Raw genomic sequence first — 16,118 nt, 5'->3', positions numbered from 1 at the left:
GTTCAATTTATTCCGTCTTGATGTTCGGCTTACTTACATAATTACTATTATTGGTAGTTGTATTTAAGAAGACAGGTTGTCCATTATGGGGATAAGACAGTAGACCCTCTTGTCACGTTAGTCTCATGGAAAACGAGCACGAATGCACTAACCTTCGTCAATGGAGACGTCACACGGACGAGGAGAGTCTTGTCTTCTAGAGATATGCTTACTAAACTGTGGGTTCTAATCTTTCAATTAACAATAGTGATACAAAAATTACATCTTCTACACCAGGTTCCTTAAACACAGCTACACCATCCCAGACGTCAATCACCTTTACCCGGGTTATCGATTGTAAGCCAACTGAATAAACATTTAATAATTGGTTATTTTCCTTGTGTAATTTTAAGCGTTTGCGTATGGATATTATACAGGAATCTACTATACAACGACAATTATTGCATGTTGGCGGAACACATGTTGACGGAACGCATGTTGAAGAATTTACTAATGGTCTATAGGAAAAAATAAAACATATTGCAAAATCTAATTGTCCACCATCATTAGGAAGATTTGCTGTAACACTTCCACAGGAAACGTTTGAAAAATTCAACACACTATTGCTTCTATTAATAAATTGAATGTTACCAGGTGAATTTCTAAAATTATATAAGACTTCCCTCATGTCCCTAATACTAATATTTTCTCTACACTCGCAATCTTGTTTTTTGTTCATGGCCTCACTCATCCTTTCGATTATCTTTAATATCATATGCATAAATACTAGATTGTGAAAGGGAAGATGACCTAAGCCATTAACCGAAATTCGAAAGCGGAATTTGCCTCACGCTTGTAATCTAATTATTTGTTTTATACTAATCTAAACACAAACAACTTTAACCAAATGGTATGATTTGAATAACCATCCTTTTTCATTTCAATTACTTTCCACTTTATTTCTTCAGGGTAATGAACTCTTGTTTTCAAACGAAAACCACCTCCTGAATTTTCATACTTAGTATGCGAATTCAGGAGGTGGTTTTTATGTATCATTATTCGGATTCATTTCAATTTCTCCATAGCCTTTTATTTTTGTAAGTAGAATTGTCCTTTTTGAAAGTTTTGTTTCAACTTTTCGTCTAAAGAGACAAAAAGTTGTCACAATTCAGTCACAATTAGCATAAACATAAAATAGACGAAATGAACTGATCCCTATAAAGATTCGATTGAATCAAGTATTAGTAGGGGAAAGAAACTTATTAAAAGTTCATATTATTATCAAGGAGGTATATCGTATGAAAGCAATTCTCGCTATCGCTGGGCTTATTTGGGTTTTATCACATGGTATTCCAATTTATGAAGGAGAACAAATTCGCAGTGCTCTGAATAAAAATTTTAACGAATATCATATCATTGATCGGCAAGATAATGTTGTGACAGTTCGAGTAAATGACTGTTTTCATACGGTAACCGTTGAAGGAACTTCAGTAGTGAATGATACAAAAGTATGTGATCAGCAATAATTATATATAGGAAGAAAAAAGTCTCGATTTACATATTTGAAAATTGAGACTTTTATATTTTGGGACGAACAATAAGTGGGGAAGGACAATCCCCACTTATTGATGTTTTTTTGAAAAAAGGAAAGGGTATAATGGAAATTGAGACCGAGAAACTAATAATTTGTTATGAATAATCATAGCGTGTAAATATACTCATATGGGGTATCATACATAGATATTTAATGCTATAATTGGTATACTCGTAAAAGTAATTGTTTTATTGGATGAAGAGAAACTTTGAGAAGGTGATAATATGGATCATAAAGAGCATGAAGCAACTACACATAGATCAGAAAAAGAAAAAGAACAAATTATAAATAGATTAAAGAGAATTGAAGGACAAGTCCGTGGTATTCAAAATATGATTGAAAATGATCGTTATTGCGTTGATATTTTAGTGCAAATTTCAGCGATTAATGCAGCTATGAAAAAAGTAGGAATGGGTGTCTTAAAAAATCATACGAGTCATTGTGTTTCAGGAGCTATTAAAGATGGAAATGGTGACGAAGCAATTGAGGAATTAATGACAGTATTTGAGCGTTTTTCAAAAGCGTAAAAACCAAGCTAGCTTTAGACTAGCTTGGTTTTTTGTTTATATAGGAAAGACATTACAAATTCATAATTGAGGCAAAGAAATAAAGATTTTAGAAAAAATTTAAAATCATGATATAAAACCATTGATTACCTTAGGGGGGTATGGTAAGATGTAGTTGTGATTAACAAACAATGAAGAAACAAGAGGAGGATTTTAAATGGAACAGTTAACATTAAAAGTTGAAGGTATGTCTTGTGGACATTGTGTAAATGCTATCGAAAGCAGTGTGAAAGAGCTAAACGGTATTGAACAAGTGAAAGTTCAATTAGCAGAAGGAACTGTTGAAGTTACTATTGATTCATCAGTCGTAACGTTAAAAGATATCGTTGCTGTAATCGAAGATCAAGGATACGATGTTCAATAATTATTTTTAAATACGGAAATAAATCGTACTTTAAATGAAGTACGATTTATTTTGCTAATAATTATACCTCATAAGGGTATATAGAGGTGAGAGACATGAATGAACAAAAAGAGGCCAATCTTCAAATATCAGGAATGACATGTGCAGCATGTGCAAATAGAATTGAAAAAGGTCTGAAAAAAGTAGAAGGTGTCCACGATGCAAATGTAAATTTTGCACTTGAAAAGACAAAAATAATGTACGATCCAGCGAAAACGAATCCACAACAATTTAAAGAAAAAGTTGAATCGTTAGGATATGGTATCGTAAGCGATAAAGCGGAGTTTACAGTTTCAGGAATGACATGTGCAGCATGTGCGAATAGAGTTGAAAAGCGTTTAAATAAGTTAGATGGTGTGAACAAAGCGACAGTTAACTTCGCTTTAGAGTCGGCAACGGTAGACTTTAATCCGGATCAAATTAATGTAAGTGAAATGAAGAGTATAATTACAAAGTTAGGATATAAATTAGAAGTAAAATCAGAAGAGCAAGAGGGAGTGGCAGATCATCGCTTACAAGAAATTGAGCGACAAAAGAAGAAGTTTATTATTTCATTTATTTTATCATTCCCGTTACTATGGGCAATGGTGAGCCATTTCTCATTTACATCGTTTATTTATTTACCTGATATGCTTATGAACCCTTGGATACAACTCGCTCTTGCAACGCCAGTTCAATTTATCATTGGTGGACAGTTTTATGTTGGAGCTTATAAAGCGTTACGTAATAAAAGTGCTAACATGGATGTTCTTGTGGCACTTGGAACGTCGGCCGCCTATTTCTATAGTGTATATTTAAGCATTCAATCTATCGGTTCTTCGGAACATATGACAGATTTATATTTTGAAACGAGCGCGGTACTTATTACACTCATTCTTTTAGGTAAATTATTTGAAGCAAAAGCAAAGGGACGTTCCTCAGAAGCAATTAAAAAGTTGATGGGTTTACAAGCAAAGACAGCGACAGTTGTGCGAGATGGAACGGAAATGAAAATTTTAATCGAAGAAGTAGTAGCAGGTGATATCGTTTATGTAAAACCGGGTGAAAAAATACCAGTTGATGGAGAAATTATAGAAGGAAAATCAGCAATTGATGAATCGATGTTAACGGGTGAAAGTATTCCAGTTGACAAAACAATTGGGGATGTAGTCATCGGTTCTACAATGAATAAAAATGGATTTTTAAAAGTTAAGGCAACTAAAGTAGGCAGAGATACTGCATTAGCTCAAATTATTAAAGTAGTAGAAGAAGCGCAAGGATCAAAAGCACCTATTCAAAGGGTAGCAGATCAAATTTCAGGTATTTTCGTACCGGTTGTAGTTGGAATTGCAATTATTACATTTGTTGTGTGGATGGTATTTGTTACACCTGGTGATTTTGGAGGAGCACTTGAGAAGATGATAGCAGTACTTGTTATCGCATGTCCATGTGCATTAGGTCTTGCAACGCCTACATCTATTATGGCTGGATCAGGAAGATCGGCTGAGTATGGTATTTTATTTAAAGGCGGGGAGCATTTAGAAGCAACGCATCGATTAGATACAGTTATTTTAGATAAAACAGGCACTGTGACAAATGGGAAGCCAGTGTTAACTGATGTAATTGTAGCAGATGGATTCCGCGAAGAAGAAATACTACGTTTAGTAGCTGCGGCAGAAAAGAATTCTGAACACCCACTTGCAGAAGCGATTGTAGAAGGAATTAAAGAAAAGAAAATTGGTATCCCAAGTTCAGAAACGTTTGAAGCGATTCCTGGATTTGGTATCGAATCAGTTGTAGAAGGGAAAACACTATTAATTGGTACACGTCGATTAATGAAGAAATTCGATATTGATATTGAAGAAGTTTCTAAATCGATGGAAGAGCTAGAACGAGAAGGTAAAACAGCAATGCTTATTGCGATTAATAAAGAATATGCTGGTATAGTAGCGGTTGCAGATACTGTAAAAGATACTTCAAAAGCGGCTATCGCAAGACTTAAGAAAATGGGTCTAGACGTTGTTATGATTACAGGAGATAATACCCAAACTGCTCAGGCAATTGCTAAGCAAGTTGGTATTGATCACATAATCGCAGAAGTATTACCAGAAGGAAAAGCAGAAGAAGTGAAAAAACTTCAAGCGCAAGGTAAGAAAGTAGCAATGGTTGGGGATGGAATAAATGATGCTCCGGCACTTGCTACGGCGGATATCGGTATGGCAATTGGAACAGGCACGGATGTAGCGATGGAAGCGGCAGATATTACGTTAATCCGTGGTGATTTAAATAGTATTGCTGATGCAATCTTTATGAGTAAAATGACGATAAGAAATATTAAGCAAAATTTATTCTGGGCATTAGCTTATAACGCCTTAGGAATACCAATTGCGGCATTAGGTTTCCTAGCACCTTGGGTAGCTGGAGCTGCGATGGCATTTAGTTCTGTTTCGGTTGTATTAAATGCATTACGATTACAAAGAGTGAAATTAAAGTAATAAAAATGTAAATCTATAGAGTAATTGCGTATGCTTTTAAAACAAAAAACAATACTTTAAAATAAGTATTGTTTTTTTGTTCGTATAGAAAGAAAAAAGATATAATAAAGCAGAAATATTGAATCGTAGATGGTAGAAAAGTTAAATAATAGTTTAGTAAGGAGGCTTTAATATGTTAAAAGATACGATTATTAGAACATTTCATAAAGAGGATTTAGAACAAGTATTACAGCTGTTCTATGAGACAGTTCATACAATTAATGCAAAAGATTATAACGAATTACAACTACAGGCATGGGCGCCAGATCGAATAGATAGAGAAAGCTGGTTAAAGTCTTTAGAGAAAAATATTAGTTATGTAGCGGAGCATAACGGTATGATAGTAGGATTTGGGGATTATAATGAGAATTATTGCGTAGATCGTTTATTTACACATAAAGATTATCAAGGGAAAAGAATAGCTTCATACATACTACAGAAGTTAGAAAAAGAAGCAGTGAACCTAGGACATAGGGATATATATACAGAGGCGAGTATTACAGCTAAACCTTTTTTTGAAAGTAAAGGTTATATTTGCATAAAGGAACAAAAGAAACAGCACAATGGTCAGGTATTTATTAATTATGTAATGAAAAAAATAGCCTTCTCATAAATGAGAAGGCTATTTTTCATTATTTTACAGCTTCTTTTAGTTCTTTACCAGCTTTGAAAGCAGGTACTTTAGAAGCGGCGATTTGCATTTCTTCACCAGTTTGTGGGTTACGGCCTGTACGAGCAGCTCTTTCGCGAACTTCGAATGTACCGAATCCGATAAGTTGTACTTTTTCACCAGCAGCTAAAGTGTTAGTGATTGATTCTACTACAGTTTGTACAACTACAGTAGCTTCTTTTTGAGAAATCTCAGCATTTTGTGCTACGTTTTTGATTAATTCTGTTTTATTCATGTTTTTCACCTCATATGTAAATAATGCTATTTAAGTTGTTATTATAACGTATAAAACATTCGAGAACAAGTGTACGTACATATATTCACGAAAAAAATGAAATTTGTAATATTTTTACAACCCCTCCGTACTATTGTGAATGAAGAATCTGTACAATAGTAATTTCATTTTTTGCGAAGAAAGTCAAATCCAATCATTACTAGAAAAGCTTCATATATAAGTAAAAGAAAGGATAATTACTATTGTCATAGTGGTTATAAACTTTTTTCTTGACTTTTTATATAAAGGCGAGCAAAATGGTAAAAAAGGAAGGGGGATGATGATGGAAGAGTACGTATTAGAGCTGTATAACCTGTTATATACGACAGAATGGCAAGATATTGTTTCGTTTCTAGGAATATTATTTTGCATGAAGATTGTAATCGTATATGTGGAAGAGCAAGGTATGTTCTATTCCTTCTCATCTCCGTTCGATTTGCAACGCGAGTCGTTGCTAAACTATGCCAATATAAATTACGAACAAATTCCTTTTGTTATCTTCTTTATGATTCGATTTATAACAGCGATTGTAAAGAGAAAAGAAAGTGATGATGAAGAGTGCCACTCAACTTGTAATATAGCCAATGCTTTTTAAGCTAAATACAAGGAGGAGATTTATATGTGGATTCGATTTTTTATGATTGGTTTCTTTTCATTAACAGCAATTTCATTAATGGGATATCAAGTGTCTGAAATATTTCAAGCATATAGCAGTACGTTTTTTAACAAAAACTAAGTACATTGCTATTTGAATAATAAAGCGATAAAATCCTTCTTAAGAGATTTCGTTAAGAGGGATTTTTTCTTTGCCTTGTCTTACTGTGTCAAACTATTGTCACATTTACACCGTGAATAATATGTTAAAATAGTGAGGTTACGTATACATATTTGAAGGAAGAGGGAGTGACCATTTTGGTGGATCAATCAACAAATCAGAAAAGCTATGCTCCTATTGTGATAACGCTTTCTGTAGTTGTAAATGCGATTATTTTATTTTTGTTCTTTGGACCTGTTGGCTATGAAGGAGAATTACATTTTGATGTAACAATTTTACCAATGTTAAATGCAATCTTTAATAGCTTTACGTTCGTATTCTTATTAGCAGCATTATTCTCTATTATTAAAAAGAATGTAAAAATGCATCGTGGTTTCATCCTCGCAGCATTTACAACGACTTTGCTATTTTGCGTTTCTTATTTATCGTATCATTACTTGGCGCCAGCAACACATTATGGCGGAGAAGGATTCATTAAATATGTGTATTTCATCATTTTAATTACACATATTATCCTTGCAGCAATTATTGTACCACTTGCATTGTTTGCACTTGTATTTGGTTTTACGAATCAATTAACACGTCACCGTAAAATTGTACGTTGGACGATGCCAATTTGGTTATATGTAAGTTTATCTGGTGTTATTGTTTACTTAATGATCTCACCTTATTATCAATAAAAAGTCTCAGCCTTTAGGGCTGGGATTTTTTTGTTAAGCAAATATTTTTGTGAAATGAAAAAAATATGGTATACAAAAGTATAGTTGCTTTTTATATAGAAGGGATGGTAAAGGAATATGCAAAATTTTGTATTTCGTAATCCGACGAAACTTATTTTTGGTAAAGGACAATTAGAACAGTTAAAAACTGAAATTCCACAGTTTGGTAAAAAAGTTCTTCTCGTATATGGAGGAGGCAGTATTAAAAGAAATGGTATTTATGATAATGTAATTTCTATGTTAAAGGATATAAATGCAGAAGTGTTTGAATTGACAGGTGTTGAACCGAATCCTCGTTTATCAACAGTAAAGAAAGGGATTCAAATTTGTAAAGACAATGGAGTCGAATTTATTTTAGCAGTGGGTGGAGGAAGTGTAATCGACTGTACGAAAGCGATTGCAGCTGGTAGTAAATATGATGGTGATGTATGGGATATTGTAACGAAAAAAGCATTTGCTAGCGAAGCATTACCATTTGGTACTGTACTCACTCTTGCAGCGACAGGTTCTGAAATGAATGCGGGATCTGTAATTACAAATTGGGAAACGAATGAAAAGTATGGATGGGGTAGTCCAGTTACTTTCCCGCAGTTTTCAATTCTAGATCCAGTTCATACTGCGTCTGTACCGAAAGATCAAACAATTTACGGTATGGTAGATATTATGTCACACGTATTAGAACAGTATTTCCATCATGGAACAAATACAGAACTACAAGATCGTTATTGTGAATCTGTCTTAAGAACGGTAATTGACACAGCTCCTAAGCTTTTAAATGATCTAGAAAATTATGCGCATAGAGAAACAATTTTGTATTGCGGCACGATGGCGTTAAATGGCATTTTAGCGATGGGAGTAAAAGGAGACTGGGCAACTCATAATATTGAGCATGCGGTTTCTGCTGTTCATGACATACCGCATGGAGGAGGCCTTGCGATATTATTCCCGAACTGGATGAATCATGTTGTTGATGAAAATGTAAGTCGTTTTAAACAGTTCGCTATTCGTGTGTTTGATGTAGAAACAGACGGCAAAACAGATAAAGAGGTGGCGTTAGAAGGGATTGAGTCATTACGTCAATTTTGGACTTCAATTGAAGCGCCAGTAACATTAGCTGATTATGCTATTGGTGAAAATGAGATTAACTTAATGGCTGATAAAGCGATGGCTTATGGTGAATTTGGCAACTTTAAAAAATTAAATAAAGATGATGTTCTAAATATATATAAAGCTTCTTTATAAATGAATCGAGAGAAGAAACCTATTTGATTGTAGTATCAAATAGGTTTCTTTTTTGTTATTTTTAATCGTTTTTGATTGTTACTGGCTATTTTTGATTGTTTGTGATTGATTTTTGTGATCGTTTTCATTATACTGTAATCAAAGAAGAGGTGAAGAAAATGTTAACTCCTGAACGTCATCAAATGATATTGCAACTTGTAAAAGAACAGAAAGTTGTTAAATTACAGCAGTTAGTTGAAAGAACAGAAAGCTCTGAATCAACAATTCGTCGTGATTTAGCACAATTGGAAAAACAAAGGTTATTAAAAAGAGTTCATGGTGGTGCCTCTGTTTTAACAGGAAAAGGGCAGGAGCCGACGATGATTGAAAAATCATCCAAAAACATTCAAATAAAACAACAAATTGCCAAGTATGCAGCTAGTATTGTTGAACAAGGTGATTGTATTTATTTAGATGCAGGGAGTACAACATTTGAAATGATTCCATTTTTAATAAATAAAGATGTTACTGTCGTTACGAATGGACTTATGCATATTGAAGCTTTAGTTGAAAGTAATATTCGTGCGTATTTACTAGGTGGGATGATGAAGAGTAGGACGAAAGCTTTAATTGGTGCGATGGCGCAGGAAAGTATGCAGAAATATCGCTTTGATAAATGTTTCTTAGGAGCGAATGGTGTACATGAACAGTTAGGGTATACAACACCAGATCCAGAGGAGGCACTTTTGAAACAAATGGCATTAACGTTAGCGAACGAAGGATATTTCTTAATCGATGAAAGTAAGTTTTCGGAAGTTGCGTTTGCGAAAATTGCAGATGTTGAAGATGCAAACATTATTACAAATTATCTAGAAATTGATTTAGAAAAATATAAAAAACAAACCAATGTAATTGAGGTTGATAAACAATGATTTATACAGTTACTTTAAACCCATCTATTGATTATGTAGTACAAGTTCATTCTTTCGATTTAGGAACAGTAAATCGTGCGGAGAAAGATATGAAGTTTCCTGGAGGAAAAGGCATTAATGTTTCTCGTGTTCTTCATCGTTTAGGTGTTGCCAATATAGCGCTCGGATTTACTGGTGGATTTACCGGCCAATTTATTAAAGAGGTATTACACGATGAAGGTATGACAACAAACTTCGTACAAGTAGACGGAGATTCACGAATTAATGTGAAAATAAAAGGGCAAGAAGAAACAGAGTTAAATGGACAAGGTCCTAGTGTGACAAATGAGCAATTTGAAAAATTAATGAAACAAATTGAAAGTATGCAACATGGGGATTGTGTTGTTCTAGCTGGAAGTGTACCAGCGTCTATACCAACTACCTTTTACGAAAAAATCGCAGCATTTGGAGCAGAAAAAGGAATTCGTGTAGTAGTAGATGCAAGTGGAAGTGCGCTGCAGCATGTAATTAAAAATAAGCCATTTTTAATAAAACCAAATCATCATGAACTTGGCGAATTGTTCGGAGTAGAACTTTCAACAGTAGAAGACATTTTACCATATGGAAGGAAATTAATCGAACAAGGTGTAGAGCACGTTATCGTATCAATGGCTGAAGATGGAGCTTTATTATTTACGGCAGAAGGAATATATGAAGCAACTGTTCCAAAAGGTGTTGTTATTAATTCGGTTGGGGCCGGAGATTCTCTTGTTGCAGGATTTGTAGGTAAATATGAACAGACAAAAGATATTGAAAAGGCATTTCAATATGGCGTTGCAACAGGGAGTGCAACAGCATTTTCGGCAGATTTGTGTACAAAGGAAAATGTAGAAGAATTATTGTCGCAAGTAATTGTAGCTAAGCGATAGGGGGAAGTAACATATGAAAATTACAGAACTATTAAAAAGGGATACAGTCATTATGAATTTGACAGCTTCAAATAAAGAAGCTGTCATAGATGAATTAGTTGAGAAATTAAACAGGGCAAATCGTTTGAATAGTACAGCTGAATTTAAAGAAGCTATTTTAAAGCGGGAGTCCCAAAGTACGACTGGAATTGGGGAAGGTATTGCAATACCTCATGCGAAGACGAAGGCTGTTAAACAACCATCGATTTGTTTTGGTAGAAGTGTAAGCGGTATCAACTATGAATCACTCGACGGGCAGTCTGCACATTTATTCTTTATGATTGCTGCAAGTGAAGGGGCGAATAATACTCATTTAGAAACGTTATCACGCCTATCTACACTATTAATGGATGAAGGGTTTCGTAAGCAATTATTAGAAGCAAAGGATGAAGAGGAACTTCTTCGTTTATTTGATGAAAAAGAAAATGAAAAAGAAGAAGAAGCTGGCATTGAGGTTGCGAAACCAGAAGGAAATGAACCGTACGTATTAGCTGTTACGGCTTGCCCGACTGGAATCGCTCACACATATATGGCTGCGGATAGCTTAAAAGCAAAAGCAGCAGAGCTAGGAATAGCGATTAAAGTTGAAACGAACGGATCAACAGGTATAAAAAACGGTTTAACGAAAGAGGATATTGAACGTGCTACTGCTATTATCGTTGCCGCAGATAAACAAGTAGAAATGAACCGTTTTGCTGGGAAACATGTTATTCAAGTGCCGGTTGCTGATGGGATTAGAAAAACTGAAAATCTTCTGAATCGAGCTGTAAAACAAGATGCACCAATCTTTAAAGGAATAAAAGAAGATGGGAAGACAGAAAGTGCAGAGAAAGAAAAAGGGTTAGGAATTTATAAGCATTTAATGAGCGGTGTAAGTAATATGCTTCCATTCGTTGTTGGTGGCGGGATTTTAATCGCATTAGCATTTATGTTCGGTGGAATTAAGGCGGAAGGTCCTATTGCTGAAATGTTAATGACCATTGGTGGTGGAGAAAAAGGAGCCTTTTTATTCCTTGTACCAATTTTAGCTGGATTTATTGCAAGTTCTATTGCTGATCGACCTGGTTTTATGCCTGGTGTTGTTGGAGGATTTTTGGCGGCACAAGCAAACGCTGGCTTTTTAGGTGGATTAATTGCTGGTTTCTTAGCGGGATATGTTGTTGTTGGGTTGAAAAAGTTATTTTCTAGTTTACCAGCGCAGTTAGAAGGGATTAAACCAGTCTTGCTTTACCCAGTATTGGGGTTATTAATTACAGGTGTTATCATGTTAAAAGTAGTTAATCCACCTGTAGTTGCGTTAAACGAAATGTTAACGAGTTGGTTAAATAGTTTAGGTGGTACAAATGCTATACTATTAGGTTTAATTTTAGGTGGTATGATGGCAATCGATATGGGGGGGCCAATTAATAAAGCAGCATTTACATTTGGGATCGCTGCAATCTCAGCAGGGAACTTTGGTGTTCACTCAGCAGTTATGGCTGGTGGTATGGTACCACCATTAGCAATTGCATTCGCAACTACCTTCTTTAAATCGAAGTTTACTGAGGCAGAACGTAAATCTGGTTTCACAAATTATATTATGGGAGCGTCGTTTATTACAGAAGGTGCGATTCCATTTGCAGCTGCAGATCCGGTTCGAGTAATAGTAAGTTGCGTTGTTGGTTCAAGTATTGCGGGTGCATTATCTATGTTATTCCAAATTACATTACCAGCACCGCATGGTGGATTGTTTGTTATCGCATTAGTAAATAAACCATTACTATATATTTTCTCTATATTAATAGGGACAGTTGTTTCTGCCCTTATGATGGGGATTTGGAAAAAGAAAGTTAAATAACACATGTAAAGGGAGTAGCTTTTATTAGCTGCTCCTTTTTATTACAAAAAAGGAGGTTAATAATTGAAGAATGATGAATTTTGGTAAAAGATGTAATGAAATATGAATTTTTTGTAACAAAAAAGTAATACTGTAATTTTTTTTGGAAAAAAATTCTGGAGCTTGTATGTGGAAAATATATGAAAACTATTGGGAATTCTATTGGAAATGGAATTCATTAATATGGAAATTTATGTTACAGCTCATTAATCGTGTATTACGAATGGTTTGTAATTGTGTGATTTCTAAAAATACTAAAAATCTGTTGCTATAATGAAAATACGAAAACAAAGCAAATGGAGGCTATTCATGAAAAAATTATTAGGTATAGCAACGGCGGCAGTTTTTGGTCTTGGGATTTTTGCAAGTTCTGCGAAAGCAGAAACGATTGTAACAACAGATGTATTAAATGTTAGAGAAAACCCAACTGTAGAGTCAAAGCTTGTAGGTAAAATGTTAAATGGGAATAAATTAGATGTTATAAATACAGAAAATGGATGGACAAAAATTAAATTAAATGGTAAAGAAGCGTTTGTAAGCGCTGAATTTACAAAAAGTACATATTATGTAACGGCGGGCGTGTTAAACGTTCGTGCTGGGGCGAATACCGACTCTGAAGTTCTTGGTAAACTTAATAAAGATGATGTAATTGAAACGACAAATCAAGTTCAAAATGAATGGTTACAATTCGACTATAATGGAAAAGTAGGATATGTTCACGTGCCATTTTTAACAGGAACGGCACCTGTGATTGAAAAGAAAGAAGTTGTAACGCAAGAAGAGACACCGGTAAGAGTAAATACGCCGGTTAAAAATAATACAGCAGTTAAGAGTAAGGAATCTGTTAAGAATGTAGAATCAAGTAAACCTGTAGGAAAAGCAAAGCCAGTTGCGAAACCAGTTGCGAAATCTACTGAAACTAGTGCGCCTGCCGGTGGTCGTGAAATAACTGTAGAAGCGACAGCATATACAGCAGATCCAAGTGAGAATGGTTCATATGGTGGTCGTGTACTAACTGCAATGGGGCATGATTTAACAGCAAACCCAAATATGAAAGTAATTGCTGTTGATCCGAAGGTAATTCCACTTGGGTCGAAAGTATGGGTAGAAGGATATGGGGAAGCGATTGCTGGAGATACTGGTGGTGCAATTAAAGGAAACCGTATCGATGTATTAGTTGGTTCAGATGGTAGTGCCAATAGCTGGGGGCGTAAATCTGTAAAAGTGAAAGTTATACAATAGTTTACCTTTATTAATGTAAAAAAGCGGTTGCTCGAAAATATGTAAGCAACCGCTTTTTATCTTTTTATGATAGAACGCTTTTGTCTTAAAAATGATTATTGAAATGGATAAATGCTTTTACCTGTAATAATTTTATATGCGCTGCAAAATTGAGTTTGCATATACTCTGTATGTGTACTTTCCGAATGTAAGGTTGTTTCTTGAAGAGTAGAATAAAAGGAACGTAGTAAACAATTTAAGGCGAAGTATAATTCTTCTTGTGAACAATTTTGTTCTTTTGTAGCGGTAGCCAAAATGAGGTCATTTGTTAGTGCTGCAAAATTGATAGTGGATTGTTTCATAGTCAACGCATCCTTTCCGAGCGGTTTTTATCATGTATATGCAGATTTGGACAAACTATGTTCTTTTTTATGAAATTTCATGTACCGAATTGAAAGAACTTGCAATAATGCCGTTAAAATTGTTAAGATTGGGTATAATCAATAGATGGAGTACATTACATAAAGAGAGTTGAATGATATGGGAGAAATGCAACGTGAAAAAGTTGCTGTTATCATTGGGCCAACTGCTGTTGGGAAGACGAAGTTAAGCATCGATCTTGCAAAAGCGTTGAACGGTGAGGTTATTAGTGGTGATTCCATGCAAATCTATCGCACGATGGATATTGGAACTGCAAAGGTGACGAAAGAAGAGATGGATGGAATTCCACATTATATGGTCGATATAAAAGATCCGGAAGATTCATTTTCCGTCGCAGAATTTCAAGAACGTGTTCGTAAGCATATTCGAGAGATTACAGAGCGTGGTAAATTACCAATTATAGTTGGTGGAACCGGTCTTTATATACAATCTGTGTTATTCGATTATCAGTTTACAGATGATGCTGGTGATGTGATATACCGAGAACAAATGGAAAAGTTAGCTTTAGATCGTGGTGTGGAATATGTACATAAAAAATTGCAAGAAGTAGATCCAGAAAGTGCGGAGCGTATTCATGCAAATAATGTGCGACGTGTCATTCGGGCGTTAGAAATTTTCTACACGACGGGCGAAAAAATGAGTGATCAAATTGAGAAACAAGAAAAAGAGTTACTCTATGATGTGTCATTAATTGGCTTGACAATGGATCGAGAAATGCTATACGATCGCATTAACTTACGAGTTGATTTGATGATGGAACAAGGTCTGTTAGAGGAAGTAGAGGGGCTGTATAATAGAGGAATACGAGATTGTCAATCTATTCAAGCGATTGGGTATAAAGAAATCTATGATTATTTTGAGAATCGTGTCTCTTTAGAAGAAGGGGTATCACAATTAAAGACGAACTCACGCCGTTATGCAAAGCGCCAATTAACGTGGTTCCGTAATAAAATGGATGTCACTTGGTTTGATGTTACAGATGGTGAAAAAACGTCAGAAATTTTACGATACATAGAAGGAAAGTTACAATTAAAGTCGAATAATAGTAAGTAGAGAAAAAGAGGAGGATTCGACATGAAGCAATCAATCAATATTCAAGATCAGTTTTTAAATCAACTCCGTAAAGAAAATACGTTTGTTACGCTGTACTTATTAAACGGTTTCCAGCTTCGTGGATTAATTAAAGGATTTGATAATTTTACAGTCCTACTGGAAACAGAAGGTAAGCAACAGCTTATTTATAAACATGCAATTTCTACCTTTGTACCTCAAAAAAATGTTTCAATTGAATTAGAGTAGTAATGAATTATTGTACATAACAAAAAAAGAGCGAATTTCTCGCTCTTTTTTTATTTGTCATAAACAATACATAGTGAAATTTAAGCGATTCTAAATACAGTAAGACGAATGTTAGTGTTTCCTGTTGCAGGGATCGTAATCTCGTTAAGAGTAGATTGGACAGAAATGCTTGCTCCAGCAGCTAATGTTTCTATTGTAGTAAATGAAAGTGAGTCGCCTATTAGATTTGAAGAGAAGTTGTCAGTAGCACCTGCTCCATTAATTGAAATTCCTACTCCAAATGGAGCGCATCCTGGCGCAGTTGTAGAAATAGATACGCTAATTACATAAATACCAGCGTTAATAACAGTAACTGTATTTGTGCCGTTAAAAATAATATTGTTTACGTTAATTGCGGTTTTAAAAATAAAGTTATTAAATTGTAGTACTGTTTGTTGGATGTTGTTTGTTACAACGATTGTCGCTACTGGGAAGCTAGGTCCAGTAGGTCCGGTAACTCCTATACCAGTAGCACCTGTTGGCCCTTGAACACCTTGAGGCCCGGTAGCACCTGTGTTGCCTTGAGTACCTTGAGGTCCAGTGGCCCCAGTAGCGCCAGTGTTACCTTGAGTACCTTGAGGACCAGTAGCACCCGTGTTACCTTGAGTACCTTGAGGTCCAGTAGCGCCCGTGTTGCCTTGCGCACCTT

General features: G+C 35.1%; 18 protein-coding genes. 14 read left to right on the top strand and 4 right to left on the bottom strand.

The genetic code is table 11. The annotated features are described in order from the left end of the window. Positions 1-211: 211 nt before the first annotated feature. Positions 212-718 (bottom strand): hypothetical protein, encoded by a 507-nt coding sequence (locus COE49_RS20960; protein WP_088230036.1) that lies wholly within the window; start codon positions 716-718, stop codon positions 212-214. 559 nt (positions 719-1,277) lie between these two features. Between COE49_RS20960 and COE49_RS20955 the strand changes: the two genes are divergently transcribed. From COE49_RS20955 to COE49_RS20935, 5 genes are all read left to right on the top strand, one after another. Beyond that, positions 1,278-1,505: a hypothetical protein gene (locus COE49_RS20955; RefSeq protein WP_000644301.1), complete on the top strand. Its 228-nt coding sequence runs from the start codon at positions 1,278-1,280 to the stop codon at positions 1,503-1,505. 292 nt (positions 1,506-1,797) lie between these two features. Further along, positions 1,798-2,100 (top strand): metal-sensing transcriptional repressor, encoded by a 303-nt coding sequence (locus COE49_RS20950; protein WP_070144516.1) that lies wholly within the window; start codon positions 1,798-1,800, stop codon positions 2,098-2,100. A gap of 196 nt (positions 2,101-2,296) precedes the next feature. Further along, positions 2,297-2,503 (top strand): copper chaperone CopZ, encoded by a 207-nt coding sequence (copZ, locus tag COE49_RS20945; protein WP_088230035.1) that lies wholly within the window; start codon positions 2,297-2,299, stop codon positions 2,501-2,503. A gap of 95 nt (positions 2,504-2,598) precedes the next feature. Then, on the top strand, positions 2,599-5,016 hold the full coding sequence (locus COE49_RS20940) for a heavy metal translocating P-type ATPase (protein WP_098253050.1): 2,418 nt from the start codon (positions 2,599-2,601) through the stop codon (positions 5,014-5,016). Between the two features lie 172 nt (positions 5,017-5,188). Beyond that, positions 5,189-5,668: a GNAT family N-acetyltransferase gene (locus COE49_RS20935; RefSeq protein WP_098253049.1), complete on the top strand. Its 480-nt coding sequence runs from the start codon at positions 5,189-5,191 to the stop codon at positions 5,666-5,668. 19 nt (positions 5,669-5,687) lie between these two features. Here the strand turns inward: COE49_RS20935 and COE49_RS20930 are convergent, their stop codons facing one another. After that, a complete protein-coding gene (locus COE49_RS20930; RefSeq protein ID WP_001043904.1) occupies positions 5,688-5,960 on the bottom strand; it encodes an HU family DNA-binding protein in 273 nt (90 codons plus the stop codon). Positions 5,961-6,282: 322 nt separating this feature from the next. On the opposite strand from COE49_RS20930, the gene COE49_RS20925 reads away from it, so the two are divergent. The 7 genes from COE49_RS20925 (at position 6,283) to entD (ending at position 13,711) form a co-directional block, all read left to right on the top strand. After that, entirely contained in the window at positions 6,283-6,594 is a 312-nt protein-coding gene (locus COE49_RS20925; protein WP_440582419.1) for a hypothetical protein, read from the top strand. A gap of 317 nt (positions 6,595-6,911) precedes the next feature. After that, complete coding sequence (locus tag COE49_RS20915; RefSeq protein ID WP_088230030.1) at positions 6,912-7,454, top strand: DUF420 domain-containing protein; 543 nt, start codon at positions 6,912-6,914, stop codon at positions 7,452-7,454. 117 nt (positions 7,455-7,571) lie between these two features. Continuing rightward, the gene (locus COE49_RS20910; RefSeq protein ID WP_088230029.1) at positions 7,572-8,735 is read left to right on the top strand and encodes an iron-containing alcohol dehydrogenase; all 1,164 of its coding nucleotides are present in this window, start codon (positions 7,572-7,574) and stop codon (positions 8,733-8,735) included. Between the two features lie 158 nt (positions 8,736-8,893). After that, complete coding sequence (locus tag COE49_RS20905) at positions 8,894-9,646, top strand: DeoR/GlpR family DNA-binding transcription regulator (RefSeq protein ID WP_088230028.1); 753 nt, start codon at positions 8,894-8,896, stop codon at positions 9,644-9,646. Next, positions 9,643-10,554, top strand: a complete 912-nt coding sequence (pfkB, locus tag COE49_RS20900) for a 1-phosphofructokinase (protein ID WP_098253048.1) — start codon at positions 9,643-9,645, stop codon at positions 10,552-10,554. Before COE49_RS20905 ends, pfkB begins: the two co-directional genes overlap by 4 nt. Before the next feature lie 13 nt (positions 10,555-10,567). Then, complete coding sequence (locus tag COE49_RS20895) at positions 10,568-12,430, top strand: PTS fructose transporter subunit IIABC (protein ID WP_098946058.1); 1,863 nt, start codon at positions 10,568-10,570, stop codon at positions 12,428-12,430. Positions 12,431-12,778: 348 nt separating this feature from the next. After that, positions 12,779-13,711 (top strand): cell wall-binding protein EntD, encoded by a 933-nt coding sequence (entD, locus tag COE49_RS20885; RefSeq protein WP_098946057.1) that lies wholly within the window; start codon positions 12,779-12,781, stop codon positions 13,709-13,711. A gap of 95 nt (positions 13,712-13,806) precedes the next feature. Here the strand turns inward: entD and COE49_RS20880 are convergent, their stop codons facing one another. Beyond that, complete coding sequence (locus COE49_RS20880) at positions 13,807-14,052, bottom strand: hypothetical protein (protein ID WP_098253045.1); 246 nt, start codon at positions 14,050-14,052, stop codon at positions 13,807-13,809. 178 nt (positions 14,053-14,230) lie between these two features. Here COE49_RS20880 and miaA point away from each other — a divergent pair, with 178 nt between their 5' ends. After that, positions 14,231-15,184, top strand: coding sequence for a tRNA (adenosine(37)-N6)-dimethylallyltransferase MiaA (gene miaA / locus COE49_RS20875; protein WP_098253044.1), 954 nt, complete (start codon positions 14,231-14,233; stop codon positions 15,182-15,184). A gap of 21 nt (positions 15,185-15,205) precedes the next feature. Beyond that, positions 15,206-15,430 (top strand): RNA chaperone Hfq, encoded by a 225-nt coding sequence (hfq, locus tag COE49_RS20870; RefSeq protein ID WP_000813896.1) that lies wholly within the window; start codon positions 15,206-15,208, stop codon positions 15,428-15,430. Between the two features lie 80 nt (positions 15,431-15,510). On the opposite strand, the gene COE49_RS20865 is transcribed toward hfq, so the two are convergent. Then, positions 15,511-16,118 (bottom strand): Gly-Xaa-Xaa repeat protein (locus tag COE49_RS20865; RefSeq protein ID WP_141556639.1); only part of this gene is annotated, 608 nt, incomplete at its 5' end.

This window comes from Bacillus sp. AFS029637 (genome assembly GCF_002584985.1).
GTDB lineage: Bacteria > Bacillota > Bacilli > Bacillales > Bacillaceae_G > Bacillus_A.
Note: the sequence above shows the minus strand (reverse complement) of the source record. Positions and strands in the feature narration are given on the sequence as shown.

Coding starts and splice junctions, on each gene's coding strand:
- COE49_RS20960 (WP_088230036.1), bottom strand. CDS start 718: ATGAACAAAAAACAAGATTGCGAGTGTAGAGAAAATATTAGTATTAGG.
- COE49_RS20955 (WP_000644301.1), top strand. CDS start 1,278: ATGAAAGCAATTCTCGCTATCGCTGGGCTTATTTGGGTTTTATCACAT.
- COE49_RS20950 (WP_070144516.1), top strand. CDS start 1,798: ATGGATCATAAAGAGCATGAAGCAACTACACATAGATCAGAAAAAGAA.
- copZ (WP_088230035.1), top strand. CDS start 2,297: ATGGAACAGTTAACATTAAAAGTTGAAGGTATGTCTTGTGGACATTGT.
- COE49_RS20940 (WP_098253050.1), top strand. CDS start 2,599: ATGAATGAACAAAAAGAGGCCAATCTTCAAATATCAGGAATGACATGT.
- COE49_RS20935 (WP_098253049.1), top strand. CDS start 5,189: ATGTTAAAAGATACGATTATTAGAACATTTCATAAAGAGGATTTAGAA.
- COE49_RS20930 (WP_001043904.1), bottom strand. CDS start 5,960: ATGAATAAAACAGAATTAATCAAAAACGTAGCACAAAATGCTGAGATT.
- COE49_RS20925 (WP_440582419.1), top strand. CDS start 6,283: ATGGAAGAGTACGTATTAGAGCTGTATAACCTGTTATATACGACAGAA.
- COE49_RS20910 (WP_088230029.1), top strand. CDS start 7,572: ATGCAAAATTTTGTATTTCGTAATCCGACGAAACTTATTTTTGGTAAA.
- COE49_RS20905 (WP_088230028.1), top strand. CDS start 8,894: ATGTTAACTCCTGAACGTCATCAAATGATATTGCAACTTGTAAAAGAA.
- pfkB (WP_098253048.1), top strand. CDS start 9,643: ATGATTTATACAGTTACTTTAAACCCATCTATTGATTATGTAGTACAA.
- COE49_RS20895 (WP_098946058.1), top strand. CDS start 10,568: ATGAAAATTACAGAACTATTAAAAAGGGATACAGTCATTATGAATTTG.
- entD (WP_098946057.1), top strand. CDS start 12,779: ATGAAAAAATTATTAGGTATAGCAACGGCGGCAGTTTTTGGTCTTGGG.
- COE49_RS20880 (WP_098253045.1), bottom strand. CDS start 14,052: ATGAAACAATCCACTATCAATTTTGCAGCACTAACAAATGACCTCATT.
- miaA (WP_098253044.1), top strand. CDS start 14,231: ATGGGAGAAATGCAACGTGAAAAAGTTGCTGTTATCATTGGGCCAACT.
- hfq (WP_000813896.1), top strand. CDS start 15,206: ATGAAGCAATCAATCAATATTCAAGATCAGTTTTTAAATCAACTCCGT.